Genomic DNA, 14,179 nt, shown 5'->3' on the forward strand with positions numbered 1-14,179 from the left:
AGCTATGATCGTAGGCGGTTAACGGCAAGATTACCATAGGAAACAAAGGTAAGACGCCAAAGGATATGAACATCCTTTGGCGATGAGGGAGTTAGTCGAGCTTAACGCCTAAACGGTGAGCCACTGCTTCGTACGCTTCAATCAGGCCACCCAGGCTCTGACGGAAACGGTCTTTATCCATTTTATCCAGCGTTTCTTTGTCCCACAGACGGCTGCCGTCCGGTGAGAACTCGTCGCCGAGTACCACTTCGCCTTTGAACAGACCGAACTCCAGCTTGAAGTCAACGAGGATCAGGCCAGCATCATCAAACAGTTTTTTCAGCACGTCGTTGGCTTTGTAGGTCAGCTCTTTCATGCGCGCCAGGTTCTCTTTGTTCACCCAGCCGAAGGTTTCGCAGTAGGAGTCATTGACCATCGGATCGTGCATGGCGTCGTTTTTCAGGAACAGATCGAACAGCGGTGGATTCAGCTCGATGCCTTCCTCAATGCCCAGACGCTTCACCAGGGAGCCCGCGGCACGGTTACGAATGACGCACTCAACCGGAACCATATCCAGTTTTTTCACCAGACATTCCGTATCGGACAGCAACGCTTCCATCTGAGTCGGGATACCCGCTTCGGCCAGTTTGGTCATAATGAAGTGGTTGAACTTGTTGTTCACCATGCCTTTACGATCGAACTGCTCAATGCGTGCGCCATCCCCTGCTGACGTATCATTGCGGAACTCGAGCACCAACAGATCCGGGTTTTCCGTGCTGTATACGGTCTTCGCTTTGCCACGATACAACTCAGCTTGCTTCTGCATCTTGATTACTCCTGGTGTGATGATTTGTGTTCAAAACTGGGCATATTATGCCACGCACACGTTTGCGTAGCACGAAAATAAAAAGGGCTGGATTCACCAGCCCTCGTATTTATTTGCTGAATGCAGCCTGGAAGACCGCGACCAGCGCATCGTTCTGCGACTGGGTCAGCGTGTGGCCTTTCGGATCGATAAACTGCAGGCTACTGCGGTTATCAAGGTCGCCTACCTGAATCTTGTAGTCGCCGGAAGCGAGCTGTGGATCGCGTGCGCCCAGCTCCTGCCATGCGCTGTCGGACAGCGGCTTATACGTTGCGGTTATGCTACCGGTTGAACGCGTGCTGTCGGTCACCTTCATGCCCACTTTCTCCAGCGTCGCTGGCAGGCGCTGCCAGGTCTGGTTGAATGGCGCACGAACAACCAGCATTGGCAGGCCGGTATCATCCGCGCCGCTCTGGACATCAAACGTCATGCCGTTGCGGTTCTGTGAGGCGTTAGCCGCGTCTGTGGCGTTCTTATCCAGACCCGCAGCAATCACGTTCAGCATTTCAGTGCTGTAACGCTGCATAGAGGCAGCATCCGCCACCGGTTTACCCGCCTGCTCCAGGTTCAACAGCTTAACGGTAACCGCCTGCTGATAGCCCTGCGGTTTAACGGAGACTTGATAACGACCACGGTACTGCTGGTCTTCATCCAGACGATTCCACTCGATCCAGTCGGTGGTTAACGTCTGGCTGGCGTCATCGCGCTTGTCAATCGTGTAGTTCTTCGACTGAATGACGCTCACCACCTGTGGCCACAGCGTGCTGCCACGTGTGCTTTCCACCATCAGAGACGCGGTATCACCGGTAAACTGGGTGCGCGCCCCGCTCACCAGCGCCAGAGGCTGTGCTGGCGGACGAATATCAAGCGCTTTGCCCACCGGGCCGCTGCCGTTGGTCACGGGGATATTATAATCGCCGTTCTGAATCGGCAGGATCATGCCAGCCGGTGCATGAAGTTCAGCAAGCGGGGTCGCATCCAGATAGGATTCATCACCGCTCACCTGGCGCTTGTAGCGCGAGTCTGAACTACAGGCAGCGAGCAGCATAACAAGCGAAACACTCGCAACCTTCGCCAGGCGCGACTTCTGTACTGAATAAGCCATCAAATCTCCCTAAACTTTACAGCAAACCGGCATGCTTCAGCGCTGCAGTGACGATTTCACGACCGTGGTCGGTAATCGGTGTCATTGGCAGACGCAGCGTATCGGTTGCTACAAGTCCCAACTCCTTACATGCCCATTTCACCGGGATCGGATTGGGTTCGACAAATAATTTATTGTGCAACGGCATCAGACGTTTATTAATGAGACGGGCTTCATCAAAGTGACCTGCCGCCGCCAGCTTGCACATTTCCGCCATATCGCGGGCCGCAACGTTCGACGTTACGGAGATCACGCCATGACCACCGAGCTGCATGAAGTCCAGCGCGGTCGCATCGTCACCGCTCAACAGGATAAAGTCGTCTGAAACCAGCTCTTTGATCTGATGAACGCGGCTTAAGTTCCCTGTCGCCTCTTTAATCCCGATAATATTTTTTACTTTCGAGAGACGACCAACGGTTTCCGGCAGCATATCGCAGCCAGTACGGGACGGCACATTATACAGAATTTGTGGCAAGTCAGTATGTTCAGCGATGGCTTTGAAATGCTGGAACAAACCTTCCTGAGTAGGACGGTTGTAGTAAGGGGTGACCGTCAGACAGCCAACAACGCCGCTGTCGTTAAAACGTTGGGTCAGGCTGATCGCTTCTGCGGTTGCATTCGCGCCCGTTCCCGCGATGACAGGAATACGTCCGTCAGCCAGTTCGAGGGTCAACATCACCACATCGCCGTGCTCTTCGTGGCTCAGCGTTGCAGATTCACCGGTAGTCCCTACCGAAACGATCGCCGAGGTTCCATTGGCGACATGGTAATCAATCAGCTTCTTCATGCTTGACCGGCAGACATTACCTTTTTCATCCATCGGTGTTACAAGCGCGACAATACTTCCCGTGAACATGAGCCATCCTCTGTGCGAACAAGAGCCTCAATGGTACGTTTGGAACTGTAATAAAAGCAAGCGACCTGAGGCCCTCAGGCGGTTGTATGCATGTTTTTTTTATGCTTTCCTTAGGAAGACTTAACCAAGCAAAGGAAGAACAGGTTTGACAACCTCATCACAACATTACCTGGTTATCACTGCGCTGGGTGCTGACAGGCCGGGTATCGTGAACACCATTACCCGCCACGTGAGCAGCTGCGGCTGTAATATCGAGGACAGCCGTCTGGCGATGCTGGGCGAAGAGTTCACGTTTATTATGCTGCTGTCCGGGACATGGAACGCCATCACGCTTATCGAATCTACCCTGCCGCTGAAAGGCGCGGAGCTGGATTTGCTGATCGTGATGAAACGCACCAATGCGCGTCCGCGTCCGGCCATGCCTGCCACCGTCTGGGTACAGGTTGAAGTTCCTGATTCCCCTCATCTGATTGAGCGTTTTACCGCGCTGTTTGACAGCCATCAGATGAACATTGCCGAGCTGGTTTCCCGCACACAACCGGCTGATGAGAGTGCCGTTCCTACCCTCTTTATTCAAATCACCGCCCACAGTCCTGCATCACAGGATGCGTCAAATATCGAGCAAGCGTTCAAAGCCCTCTGTACAGAATTACACGCGCAAGGCAGTATAAGCGTCGTAAATTATTCGCAGCATGAACAGGATGGAGTTGAGTAATGAACCCACTGAAAGCCGGTGACATCGCACCGAAATTTAGCTTACCGGATCAGGATGGTGAGCAAGTAAATTTGACCGACTTCCAGGGACAGCGTGTTCTGGTCTATTTCTACCCGAAAGCCATGACCCCGGGCTGCACCGTGCAGGCCTGCGGCTTACGCGACAACATGGACGAGTTGAAAAAAGCCGGCGTGGAAGTGCTGGGCATCAGCACCGATAAGCCAGAAAAGCTGTCACGATTTGCTGAAAAAGAGCTGCTGAACTTCACGCTGCTTTCCGACGAAGATCATCAGGTCTGTGAGCAGTTCGGCGTCTGGGGCGAGAAGACGTTTATGGGCAAAACCTATGACGGCATTCACCGCATCAGCTTCCTGATTGACGCTGACGGTAAAGTGGAACATGTCTTTGACGACTTCAAAACCAGCAACCACCACGACGTGGTGCTGAACTGGCTGAAACAAAGTGCCTGAAAGTGAGTGTCGGGTGGCGGCTTCGCCTTACCCGACCTACAAGATAAATGCAAAACGGCAACCTGGTTGCCGTTTTTAGTGTTTTGCCCCTCTCCCCGTGGGAGAAGGGCATCAGGCCGCACAAAAACTACTTCTCCTCCACCGCTGGCACATCCGGCCACGCGTGGACGACCGCTTTAATCAGCGTCGCCAGCGGAATGGCAAAGAACACGCCCCAGAATCCCCACAGCCCGCCGAAAATCACCACCGATAAGATAATCACCAGCGGATGCAGATTCACCGCTTCTGAGAACAGCACCGGCACCAGCAGGTTGCCATCCAGGGCCTGAATAATCAGGTAAACCGCGAAGCAACTCCAGAACTCGGTGCCCAGGCCAAACTGGAACAGCGCGACCCCAACAACCGGAATGGTGACCACAAAAGCGCCAATATACGGAATAAGGACCGACAGCCCCACCAGCACCGCCAGCAGCAGCGAGTAGTTAAGCCCGAAGATCAGGAAGCCAATCCACGTCGCGACCCCAACCACAATCATCTCCAGCACCTTGCCGCGAATGTAGTTGGTGATTTGCTGGTTCATCTCTTCCCACACCTGCCCGGCCAGCCCACGATTACGCGGCAGAATTCGCCGCACGGCGTTGAGCATCTGGTCTTTGTCCTTCACCAGGAAGAACACCATCAACGGTACCAGCACCAGGTAGACGGCGAGCGTAAGGAGCCCAACCAGCGACGCCAGGGAGTATTTCACCACCGAATCACCCATGGTCATGATGCGGGCGCGCATGTTTTCGGCCATCGCATCGATGATCCCCGCGTCCATCAGCGCCGGATAACGACGCGGCAGCGTGGCGGCAAAATCAGAAAGCTTATTTAACATGCCGGGCATATCGCGGATCAGGTTGATCCCCTGCTGCCAGGCGACGGGCATGACCACAAACGCCATCAACAGCAGAATGCCAACAAACAGCACCAGCACGATGCTGGTCGCCCAGCGTCGGGAGCAGCCGATATTCTCCAGCCGCGCGGTTGGCCACTCCAGCAGATAGGCCAGCACAATCGCCACCAGCAGTGGCGCCAGAAGGCCGCTGAAGAAGAACAGAATACCGAACCCGGCAACCAGAATAACCAGCAAAGCAATGGCTTCCGGGTCGCTAAACCGGCGCCGGTACCACTGCATTAACATTTCGAGCATACAACCCTTCCCTGAATCGAATGACGGGAGTCAAAAGGTGAATTGTATCTAACTGTCACAAAAAAGACTTTCGCTTTTTGTATCGCTGTCACAATCCGCAAAAGCCTGATGAATGGGATTTTCTTCATGCCACAACACGGCTACACTCGCAGGGCAGTGGAGATGAACGATATGCGGGTTCATCGGTCAAATTAGCACATCCAAAATACAGGACAGTGGTTATGTTCAGGCAGTTGAAAAAAACAGTGGTTGCGACACTGATTGCCGCCGTAACGGTCGGTCAGGTGTTGCCAGCTTTTGCTGATTCGTCCGATTCATTGCCGGACATGGGCACCACAGCAGGAAGCACGCTCTCCATTGGTCAGGAGATGCAGATGGGTGATTACTATGTTCGCCAGCTGCGCGGCAGTGCTCCGCTGATCAATGACCCATTGCTGGTGCAGTACATTAATGGTCTGGGGATGCGCCTGGTCGCGCACGCCAACTCGGTAAAAACCCCCTTCCACTTCTATTTAATCAATAACGACGAAATCAACGCCTTCGCCTTCTTTGGCGGTAACGTGGTGCTGCATTCGGCGTTATTCCGTTACTCCGATAACGAAAGCCAGCTGGCGTCGGTCATGGCGCACGAAATTTCCCACGTGACTCAGCGCCATCTGGCCCGTGCGATGGAAGACCAGAAACGCAACGCGCCCCTGACCTGGGTGGGTGCGCTGGGCTCTATTTTGCTGGCGATGGCCAGCCCGCAGGCCGGGATGGCCGCATTAACCGGCACGCTGGCAGGCACGCGCCAGGGGATGATCAGTTTCACCCAGCAAAACGAACAGGAAGCGGACCGCATTGGCATCCAGGTGTTGCAGCGCTCGGGCTTTGACCCACAGGCCATGCCCAGCTTCCTGGAAAAACTGCTCGATCAGGCACGCTACTCGTCACGTCCACCCGAAATTCTGCTCACCCACCCGTTACCGGAAAGCCGTCTGTCCGATGCGCGTAACCGTGCCAATCAGATGCGTCCGGTGGTGGTGCAATCCTCACAGGATTTCTACATGGCGAAAGTGAGAACGCTGGGCATGTACAATTCCGGGCGCAACCAGCTCACCAGCGACCTGCTGGATGCCCTGGCAAAAGGCAACGTGCGCGAGAAGAACGCGGCGCAATACGGCCGTGCCCTGCAGGCGATGGAAGCCAGCAAATACGACGAAGCGCGAAAAACGCTGCAACCGTTGCTGGCCGCCGACCCGAATAACCCGTGGTATCTCGACCTCTCCACGGATATCGATCTGGGGCAGAAGAGACCTGCCGATGCGATTAACCGCCTGAAAGGTGCCAAAGAGGTGCGGACCAACCCGGTGCTGCAGCTTAACCTGGCGAACGCTTATCTGCAGGGCGGCCAGCCGGGTGAAGCGGCCACCATTCTGAACCGCTACACCTTCGACAATAAAGACGATCAAAACGGCTGGGATCTGCTCGCTCAGGCAGAAGCCCAACTGGGCAACCGCGATCAGGAGCTGGCGGCACGCGCCGAAGGGTTTGCCCTGGTGGGGCGTCTGGATCAGGCCATTTCGATGCTCAGCAGCGCCAGTTCGCAGGTCAAACTTGGCAGCCTGCAACAGGCCCGTTACGATGCGCGTATCGATCAGCTGCGCGCGCTACAGCAGCGCTTCAAGCCGTACGAAAAGATGTAAAAAGGAAGAAAATATGACTGACGCGGTAAAAATCTACCATAACCCTCGCTGCTCCAAGAGCCGCGACACCCTCAGCCTGCTGAAATCCAACGGTGTAGAGCCTGAGGTGGTGCTGTATCTGGAGACACCGCCAGACGCACAGACGATCCGCCAGATCCTGCATATGCTGGGCATGGGCAGTGCACGTGAGTTGATGCGCCAGAAAGAGGATCTCTATAAGTCACTTAACCTGGACGACCCGCGTCTCACTGAAGCTGAACTCGTGCAGGCGATGGTTGACAATCCGAAGCTCATTGAACGCCCGATTGTGGTGGCAAACGGCAAGGCGCGCATCGGGCGTCCGCCGGAAGATGTGCTCGACATTCTTTAAACCTCGCGCCGCAGCCTTTCCAGAAAGGCCTGCGGCGTACTTTCCCCCAGTTTTTTCTGCGCTTTACCCCGGTTGTAAAACTCGCACAAGGTCATCAATAGCGCACCCGCCGGTTCAACATTCACGCGCGGAATAATATCGCGTAAGGGCACTATCACCTGAAGTGCCCTGCAGGTACGTGGATGTGCCTTCACCGCAATGTTGTTAACAGCCAGCGTCGCCTCAAAACCAAAAGTCTCAATAGATTGTATAGCAGCCGGACACGCCGCCAGCACCTCCTGCGTCCAGGTATTCAGTCGTTGAGGCGACAGCCCCGCATAAAGCCGGGCATAGCACCAGCCGCTCACCGGCTCTCGCGCCCAAAGCAGATGCTGCTCCCCGCCGTCGTCCATATGCAGCGACAAAGGCAAATGGTGCAGTTCCAGCGTATGGGGCGTAATACCCGCATTCAGCGCCTTTTTCCCCTGCAAGGGGGCCCCTTTTTGCTTTGCAGCGGCTGGTTTGAGATAGCGGTTCAGCGTGGCGCGGGAAACGGCAATGCCCAGGACGTCGTTGACCATAAGCAGCAGGTCATCCAACGGCGCACCCAGGATGTCACGCAGGGCATTCACCAGCGCAACCTGCTCTTGTCTCATCGCTTTGTGTATCACTTTTGGCGTCGTATGGTTATCCGACACCTGGTCGCGATTGCGCCAGCGTCTGACGGTGGTGACCGAAATACCCAGCTCGACGGCCAGCTCTCTGTCGCTCTTATCCGACTGTTGAAGATAACGACGGATGCGCGGCGTCGTGGTCGCATTGGCGTGCAGTTTGATTTCCATCGCAACAAACTCCAGAACTAATCTTATGAGATTTATAATGGACCAGCGATTGCTTTGTGACCGATTTCACCTTTCGCTCGCCGCGCTTCACTGATAATCCCCAGAGATAACATAAACAACACCTCTCAATCTTGTACGGAGTTCACAATGAACAATGTTCTGGGATTTCTTGAAGCAAAACTGATGCCGCTGGCGGCCAAAACGGCCCAGCAGCGTCATCTTGGTGCCATTCGCGGTGCCTACGTTTCATTCATGCCGTTTATCATCGTCGGCTCTATCCTGCTGGTGATCTCCTCCTTCCCCAACCAAACCTATCAGCAGTTTATGTCTCAGGCGTTTGGGGAAAGCTGGAGCGCGATTATCGAAATCCCGTTCAACGCGGTGTTCTCGACCATGTCGCTGTTTATTAGCTTCCTGGTCGCCTATCGCCTGGCTGAACACTATGGCGAAGACCGTATCTCCTGCGGCATTCTGGCGCTGGTCGCCTTTCTGATCCTGACCCCTTTTATCAAAGTGGCGGAACAGGGTGGCATCACCGTCATGCCGGTAGAGTGGATTGGCAGTAAAGGGCTATTCGTGGCGATGATTGGCTCTCTGCTTTGGACGGAGCTGTTCTGCTGGCTGAAGCGCAAAAAACTGGTTATCAGAATGCCGGATGGCGTGCCGCCTGCGGTGCAGGAGTCGTTCGCGGCGCTGATCCCTGCCCTCTTGGTGATGATCCTGGTACTGATGATCCGTATCGGCTTTGAAAACACCCATTACAACACCATCCACCAGTTTATTTACGAGGTGGTGGCAACCCCGGTTCGCCACTACGGCACTTCCTATTTTGGCGCGCTGATGACGGTCTTCAGCATCACCATTCTGTGGTCAGTGGGCATTAACTCCGGTTCGATGATCAACGGCATTATTCGCCCGCTGTGGATGGAGAACCAGACCGATAACATCGCCGCCATTCAGGCCGGCGCCACCCCACCGCACATTATCACCGAACAGTTTTTTGACATGATCTGGATGGGCGGCGCAGGGGCCACGCTGTCGCTGGTGATTGCGATGCTGATTTTCGCCCGCAGTAAAAACATGCGCGAAGTGGCCCGCCTGGGCGCGGGGGCCTCGGTGTTTAACATCAACGAGCCGATTCTGTTCGGCCTGCCGGTGATCATGAACCCGATCATGCTCATTCCGTTCAATCTGGTGCCGCTGGTGCTGGTCACCGTGCAGTACGTGGCAATGAAAATTGGTGCGGTCGCCGTCACCACCGGGGTGTTTATCCCCTGGACGCTGCCGCCTGTTATCAGCGGTTTTATCGTCACCGGGCATCTCAGCGGCAGCATCATGCAGCTTATCAACCTGCTGATTGGCGCCATGCTGTATCTGCCATTCATGCGTATCGTGGATAAACAGTACCGCGCCGCGGAGATTGCCACCGTGACGCAAACCGACACCACCCTTGCAAAACAGGAGTAAAGCATGTGGGGAATTATCGCCACCTGGCGAATGGCGCTTGAAGGCGTCACCGAGTCGGCCTCTGCGCTGGCAGCAGGGAAACCGGTGGCTGCCGCGGTCGTGGATGCCGTTGCCGCCGTCGAGGACTTCCCGTTCTATAAATCGGTCGGCTACGGCGGGCTACCAACCGAAAATGGCGAGGTGGAACTGGACGCCGCCTACATGGACGGCGACACGCTGGCGTTTGGCGCCGTGGGAAATCTGGTGGATATCGCCAACCCGGTACGCGTGGCGCAGGCGTTAAGCCGCCAGCGCTATAACAGCCTGCTGGTCGGCCAGGGCGCACGCGAGTGGGCATTGAGCCAGGGTTTTGCCGACAAAACGATGCTCACCGACCGGGCCATGCAGCACTACCGCAAGCGCTGCCGGGAGACGCTGGATAAAGGCTTAAGCCCCTACGATGGCCATGACACGGTCGGGATTATCGGTCTCGACAAACAGGGATCCATGAGCGTGGCGACCTCCACCAGCGGCCTGTTTATGAAAAAGCGCGGCCGACTTGGCGATTCGCCGATCATCGGCTCCGGCTTCTACTGCGACAGTGAAACCGGCGCCGCCACCGCCACGGGCGTGGGCGAAGATCTGATGAAAGGCTGCACCAGCTACGAAATTGTTCGCCGCATGGCGCAGGGGATGTCTCCGCAGCAGGCGGCAGATTCCGTGGTGTTCGAGCTGGAAGACAGGCTGATGTCGCGCTTTGGCCGCGCGGGGGATCTCTCCGTGGTATGCATGAATAACAAAGGTGAATTTGGCGCCGCCACCAACATTAAAACGTTCTCCTTTGTGGTGGCGACGGCACGCCAGCCGCTGACCGTGTTTCGCGCCGAACGGCTGCGGGAAAAAACGCACTATCAGGCGGTGGATGATGAATGGATGCAGGCCTATGCCGCACGGATCCGCGCACCGATTGAGGAGTAATGATGATGACGTATCAGCTGATCACCGCCCTTTCTGACGTAAAGCCACACGGCCACTTCATCGCCCGCAGCTCGTCTACGCTGTTACCGGACACGCCACTGATTGCGGAAATGCGCGGGCAAGATGCCGTTGCCGACACCCGTTTTGGCTGTGCGCCTTTTGCGCGCATCACGCTGCTGCCAGATGCACTCTGGCAGGATAGCCTTACCGAAGGATTGCTTACGGCACTCCGTCCGCTGCTGGCCACGCCCGTCAGCACCGACGTGGTCCTGGATGTCACCCACATTGACGACGTTGTGCTGCAACAGGTCCTGCGTTTTCTTTTTAATCAGTCGCACAGGCTTAGCGATCTGCAGCTGAAGAAAGCGGACGATGCCACTTTGCGCGTTGAGCACGTTACCGCCCTCTGCCTGCCAGAACAGCAGGCGCGGCTGGACGTTATCTTCCGCCAGCAGCTCACCATTAGCCGTGGAATGGTCGCCGCACGCCGTCTGGCCGATATCCCCTCCGACCGCTGCACGCCGCAATTTATGGTGCAGGAGGCGCAAACATTGTGCGCGGCCTTCCCTGCCCTGCACTGTGAAGTGCTGGATGAAAAGCAGATCGTTGAGCAGGGTCTGGGGCTGCTTCACGCCGTTGGCAAAGGCGCCTCCTGCCCGCCACGACTGCTGGCTATTCACTATGACGGTGTTTCTGACGGCCCGGTGCGCTGCTATGTAGGTAAAGGCATTACCTTCGATACCGGCGGCCTGTGGCTCAAAGACGGCGCAGGCATGTACACCATGAAATATGACATGTGCGGGGCAGCGAACGTGCTGGGGCTGATGCTGACCGTTGCAGAGCTGGCGCTCCCCGTGCGCCTCATGGGCGTGCTGGCGCTGGCAGAAAACGCCATCGGCCCGGACGCCATGCAGCCTGGCACGGTAGCCAGAGCCTACAACGGCACCACGGTTGAAATCAACAATACCGATGCCGAAGGCCGACTGGTGCTGGCAGACGCTATCGCCTGGGCCAGCCAGCGCCATCCGCAGGCGCGCTACATTATCGATATGGCAACGCTGACGGGTGCGGTGGTCAAAGCGCTGGGATATGAGCTGAGCGGGTTGATGACCCAGGACGAGCCACTGCGCCAGGCGCTGACGCAGGCAGGAAAACAGAGCGGAGATGAAGTGTGGTCCCTGCCACTGGATGCGCGGCTGAAAAAGCAGACCGACAGCGCCATCGCCGATCTGTGCAATACGCCGCCCAACAATGCGGCGATCAGTGCCTCGGCGGCGTGGCTGCTGCATCACTTCTGCCCGCCGACAATCCCGTGGGCGCATCTGGATATTAGCGGTACGGCGCTGTGGCGTGAGGGTGGCAGAAGCGTGGCCTCAGGGAGGCCGATTCCGCTGCTGGTTGAGCACCTGATGGGAGACCTCTAGCCGGGTGGCGGCTGCGCCTTACCCGGCCTATTCGATCCCGTAGGCCCGGTAAGCGCAGCGCCACCGGGCAAAAAACTCAAAGCTTCAGAATATCTTTCACAAACGGAATGGTGAGCTTGCGCTGGGCGGTAATGGAGGCGCGATCGAGCTGATCGAGCGTATCAAACAGCGTGCGCATCTCCCTGTCCAGACGCTTGAGCAGGAAGCGCCCTACGTCTTCCGGCAGTTCAAATCCGCGCAGTCTGGCGCGCAGCTGAAGCGCCTGGAGTTTGTCTTCATCTGACAGCGGTTGCAGTTTGTAGATTTGCCCCCAGTCGAGTCGGGAGGCCAGATCCGGCAGCCCCAGATTCAGCTGGCGCGGCGGACGATCGCCGGTGATCAGCAGCCGGGTTTTGCCCGATTCCAGGATACGGTTATAGAGGTTAAAGATCGCCATTTCCCACGGCTCATCCCCCGCCACGCATTCGATATTATCGATGCAGACCAGGGAGAGATGTTCCATTCCCTCCAGCACGTCAGGCACAAACCAGGTACGTTTATCCAGCGGTACATAGCCTACCGCATCCCCCCGCGCTGAAAGCTCAGCACAGGCGGCATGCAACAGGTGGCTGCGTCCCGCGCCTTCGCGTGACCAGATATAGATGTATCCGCTGTGATCCTGGCGCAGCACGTTCTGCAGTGCAGCCAGTAAAGAGGGGTTATCACCCGGCCAGAAACTCGCGAAAGTTTCGTCGTCAGGGAGATAGAGTGGCAGAGAGAGCTGTGCCGGTCCGTTCAGAAGTACCTCAACCAGATCTTACATAAAATCGGAACGGAGTTTAGCACGGAACCTGCCAGGAGAGAACCGGGCGGATCGTCCACCCGGTTTTACGATCAGTGTGACGCTTTTTCGCTTTCGTCAGCGTCCAACACCACCTCTTCAGGGCGGATCACGGAAATCAGCTTGAAAATCAGACTCAGGCCCACACCAACGATGGTCGCCAGCGCCATGCCTTTCAGCTCGGCCGCGCCGATGTGTACCTTCGCGCCGCTCACGCCGATGATCAGGATAACGGAAGTCAGGATCAGGTTCTGCGCTTTGCTGTAGTCCACTTTGGACTCAATCAGCACGCGAATACCGGATGCGCCAATTACGCCGTACAGCAGCAGAGACACGCCGCCCATCACCGGAACCGGGATGATCTGGATCGCTGCCGCCAGTTTACCCACGCAGGAGAGCAGGATTGCGATGATTGCCGCACCGCCGATAACCCAGGTACTGTAAACGCGAGTGATCGCCATGACGCCAATATTCTCACCGTAGGTGGTGTTTGGCGTGGAGCCAAAGAAACCGGAGATGATCGTCGAGAAGCCGTTTGCAAACATCGAACGGTGCAGACCCGGGTCGCGGATCAGGTCACGTTTAACGATGTTCGCCGTCACCACAAGGTGGCCAACGTGTTCAGCAATAACCACCAGCGCGGCAGGCAGAATAGTGAAGATAGCAAACCATTCAAAGCGTGGCGTATAGAAGGTTGGCAGGGCAAACCAGTGCGCCTGAGCAATTGGCGTGGTATCGACAACACCCATCACGAAGGAGAGTGCATAACCCGCCAGCACGCCGATCAGGATCGGGATAATCGCCATAAAACCGCGGAACAGCACGGAGCCAAATACCGTCACGCCCAGCGTCACCAGTGAGATGATGATGGTTTTAGAGTCCGGCGACTGCCCATCAGCAGGCAGCAGGCCAGCCATATTCGCCGCCACGCCTGCCAGCTCCAGACCGATAACGGCAACGATGGCCCCCATCGCCGCCGGTGGGAACATCACGTCCAGCCAGCCGGTACCGGCCTTCTTCACAATGAAAGAGACCAGGCAGAACAACACACCGCACATGATAAAGCCGCCCAGCGCCACTTCATACCCCAGGGGCAGCAGCAGCAACACCGGCGAGATAAAGGCAAAGCTCGACCCCAGATACGCCGGGATTTTGCCTTTACAGATAAAGAGGTACAGCAGCGTCCCGATACCATTGAACAACAGCACGGTAGCCGGGTTAATGTGAAACAGGATTGGCACCAGCACGGTTGCGCCAAACATAGCGAACAGGTGCTGCAAACTAAGCGGGATAGTCTGTAAAAGCGGCGGTCTTTCACTCACCCCGATAGCACGGCGCGTCATAGTGTTTTCCTCTGAGATGGTTAGTTATGTGTGTTTTATTCAAAAAAAAGCCGACTTTCAAAGTCGGCTTA

The 14,179-nt window shown here is 56.4% G+C and carries 14 protein-coding genes; 7 read left to right on the forward strand and 7 right to left on the reverse strand.

Translation table 11 applies throughout. The features are described from left to right. Window positions 1-91: 91 nt before the first annotated feature. The 3 genes from purC to dapA all read right to left on the reverse strand — a co-directional run bounded on the left by purC (window position 92) and on the right by dapA (window position 2,844). Complete coding sequence (purC, locus tag EQV24_RS07385; RefSeq protein WP_008501631.1) at window positions 92-805, reverse strand: phosphoribosylaminoimidazolesuccinocarboxamide synthase; 714 nt, start codon at window positions 803-805, stop codon at window positions 92-94. A 109-nt stretch (window positions 806-914) separates the two neighbouring features. Continuing rightward, window positions 915-1,949, reverse strand: a complete 1,035-nt coding sequence (gene bamC / locus EQV24_RS07390; protein ID WP_130626374.1) for an outer membrane protein assembly factor BamC — start codon at window positions 1,947-1,949, stop codon at window positions 915-917. Window positions 1,950-1,965: 16 nt separating this feature from the next. Further along, complete coding sequence (gene dapA, locus EQV24_RS07395; protein ID WP_013098227.1) at window positions 1,966-2,844, reverse strand: 4-hydroxy-tetrahydrodipicolinate synthase; 879 nt, start codon at window positions 2,842-2,844, stop codon at window positions 1,966-1,968. A gap of 145 nt (window positions 2,845-2,989) precedes the next feature. Here dapA and EQV24_RS07400 point away from each other — a divergent pair, with 145 nt between their 5' ends. Beyond that, window positions 2,990-3,559 (forward strand): glycine cleavage system transcriptional repressor, encoded by a 570-nt coding sequence (locus EQV24_RS07400; protein ID WP_013098228.1) that lies wholly within the window; start codon window positions 2,990-2,992, stop codon window positions 3,557-3,559. Further along, window positions 3,559-4,029 (forward strand): thioredoxin-dependent thiol peroxidase, encoded by a 471-nt coding sequence (bcp, locus tag EQV24_RS07405; RefSeq protein WP_013098229.1) that lies wholly within the window; start codon window positions 3,559-3,561, stop codon window positions 4,027-4,029. The genes EQV24_RS07400 and bcp overlap by 1 nt, the downstream gene beginning before the upstream one ends. 127 nt (window positions 4,030-4,156) lie before the next feature. Here bcp and EQV24_RS07410 read toward each other — a convergent pair whose 3' ends face one another. Next, the gene (locus EQV24_RS07410; protein ID WP_013098230.1) at window positions 4,157-5,221 is read right to left on the reverse strand and encodes an AI-2E family transporter; all 1,065 of its coding nucleotides are present in this window, start codon (window positions 5,219-5,221) and stop codon (window positions 4,157-4,159) included. A gap of 221 nt (window positions 5,222-5,442) precedes the next feature. On the opposite strand from EQV24_RS07410, the gene bepA reads away from it, so the two are divergent. Both bepA and arsC read left to right on the forward strand, forming a co-directional pair. Continuing rightward, complete coding sequence (gene bepA, locus EQV24_RS07415; protein ID WP_013098231.1) at window positions 5,443-6,906, forward strand: beta-barrel assembly-enhancing protease; 1,464 nt, start codon at window positions 5,443-5,445, stop codon at window positions 6,904-6,906. A gap of 13 nt (window positions 6,907-6,919) precedes the next feature. After that, window positions 6,920-7,276 carry an arsenate reductase (glutaredoxin) gene (gene arsC / locus EQV24_RS07420; RefSeq protein ID WP_129251944.1) on the forward strand — a complete coding sequence of 119 codons (357 nt, stop codon included), beginning with the start codon at window positions 6,920-6,922 and terminating at the stop codon, window positions 7,274-7,276. On the opposite strand, the gene EQV24_RS07425 is transcribed toward arsC, so the two are convergent. Next, window positions 7,273-8,097, reverse strand: a complete 825-nt coding sequence (locus tag EQV24_RS07425; RefSeq protein WP_129251946.1) for an XRE family transcriptional regulator — start codon at window positions 8,095-8,097, stop codon at window positions 7,273-7,275. The genes arsC and EQV24_RS07425 overlap by 4 nt on opposite strands. A gap of 147 nt (window positions 8,098-8,244) precedes the next feature. Here EQV24_RS07425 and celB point away from each other — a divergent pair, with 147 nt between their 5' ends. From celB to EQV24_RS07440, 3 genes are read left to right on the forward strand one after another with little or no spacing between them, the layout of a single operon-like run. After that, a complete protein-coding gene (gene celB, locus EQV24_RS07430) occupies window positions 8,245-9,564 on the forward strand; it encodes a PTS cellobiose transporter subunit IIC (RefSeq protein WP_023620393.1) in 1,320 nt (439 codons plus the stop codon). 3 nt (window positions 9,565-9,567) lie between these two features. Further along, the gene (locus EQV24_RS07435; RefSeq protein ID WP_023620392.1) at window positions 9,568-10,521 is read left to right on the forward strand and encodes a N(4)-(beta-N-acetylglucosaminyl)-L-asparaginase; all 954 of its coding nucleotides are present in this window, start codon (window positions 9,568-9,570) and stop codon (window positions 10,519-10,521) included. Between the two features lie 2 nt (window positions 10,522-10,523). After that, window positions 10,524-11,945: a leucyl aminopeptidase family protein gene (locus EQV24_RS07440; RefSeq protein ID WP_130626420.1), complete on the forward strand. Its 1,422-nt coding sequence runs from the start codon at window positions 10,524-10,526 to the stop codon at window positions 11,943-11,945. 76 nt (window positions 11,946-12,021) lie between these two features. Here EQV24_RS07440 and EQV24_RS07445 read toward each other — a convergent pair whose 3' ends face one another. Continuing rightward, on the reverse strand, window positions 12,022-12,723 hold the full coding sequence (locus tag EQV24_RS07445; RefSeq protein WP_211944493.1) for a DnaA inactivator Hda: 702 nt from the start codon (window positions 12,721-12,723) through the stop codon (window positions 12,022-12,024). A 95-nt stretch (window positions 12,724-12,818) separates the two neighbouring features. Next, complete coding sequence (uraA, locus tag EQV24_RS07450; RefSeq protein WP_013098238.1) at window positions 12,819-14,108, reverse strand: uracil permease; 1,290 nt, start codon at window positions 14,106-14,108, stop codon at window positions 12,819-12,821. Window positions 14,109-14,179: the final 71 nt, after the last annotated feature.

Origin of the sequence: Enterobacter sp. A8 (assembly GCF_004296595.1) — a bacterium.
GTDB classification, from domain to species: Bacteria; Pseudomonadota; Gammaproteobacteria; order Enterobacterales; family Enterobacteriaceae; genus Enterobacter; species Enterobacter cloacae.

Bases quoted from the DNA above. Each gene is read 5' to 3' on its own strand.
- purC (WP_008501631.1), bottom strand. From the start codon at position 805: ATGCAGAAGCAAGCTGAGTTGTATCGTGGCAAAGCGAAGACCGTATAC.
- bamC (WP_130626374.1), bottom strand. From the start codon at position 1,949: ATGGCTTATTCAGTACAGAAGTCGCGCCTGGCGAAGGTTGCGAGTGTT.
- dapA (WP_013098227.1), bottom strand. From the start codon at position 2,844: ATGTTCACGGGAAGTATTGTCGCGCTTGTAACACCGATGGATGAAAAA.
- bcp (WP_013098229.1), top strand. From the start codon at position 3,559: ATGAACCCACTGAAAGCCGGTGACATCGCACCGAAATTTAGCTTACCG.
- EQV24_RS07410 (WP_013098230.1), bottom strand. From the start codon at position 5,221: ATGCTCGAAATGTTAATGCAGTGGTACCGGCGCCGGTTTAGCGACCCG.
- bepA (WP_013098231.1), top strand. From the start codon at position 5,443: ATGTTCAGGCAGTTGAAAAAAACAGTGGTTGCGACACTGATTGCCGCC.
- arsC (WP_129251944.1), top strand. From the start codon at position 6,920: ATGACTGACGCGGTAAAAATCTACCATAACCCTCGCTGCTCCAAGAGC.
- EQV24_RS07425 (WP_129251946.1), bottom strand. From the start codon at position 8,097: ATGGAAATCAAACTGCACGCCAATGCGACCACGACGCCGCGCATCCGT.
- celB (WP_023620393.1), top strand. From the start codon at position 8,245: ATGAACAATGTTCTGGGATTTCTTGAAGCAAAACTGATGCCGCTGGCG.
- EQV24_RS07435 (WP_023620392.1), top strand. From the start codon at position 9,568: ATGTGGGGAATTATCGCCACCTGGCGAATGGCGCTTGAAGGCGTCACC.
- EQV24_RS07440 (WP_130626420.1), top strand. From the start codon at position 10,524: ATGATGACGTATCAGCTGATCACCGCCCTTTCTGACGTAAAGCCACAC.
- uraA (WP_013098238.1), bottom strand. From the start codon at position 14,108: ATGACGCGCCGTGCTATCGGGGTGAGTGAAAGACCGCCGCTTTTACAG.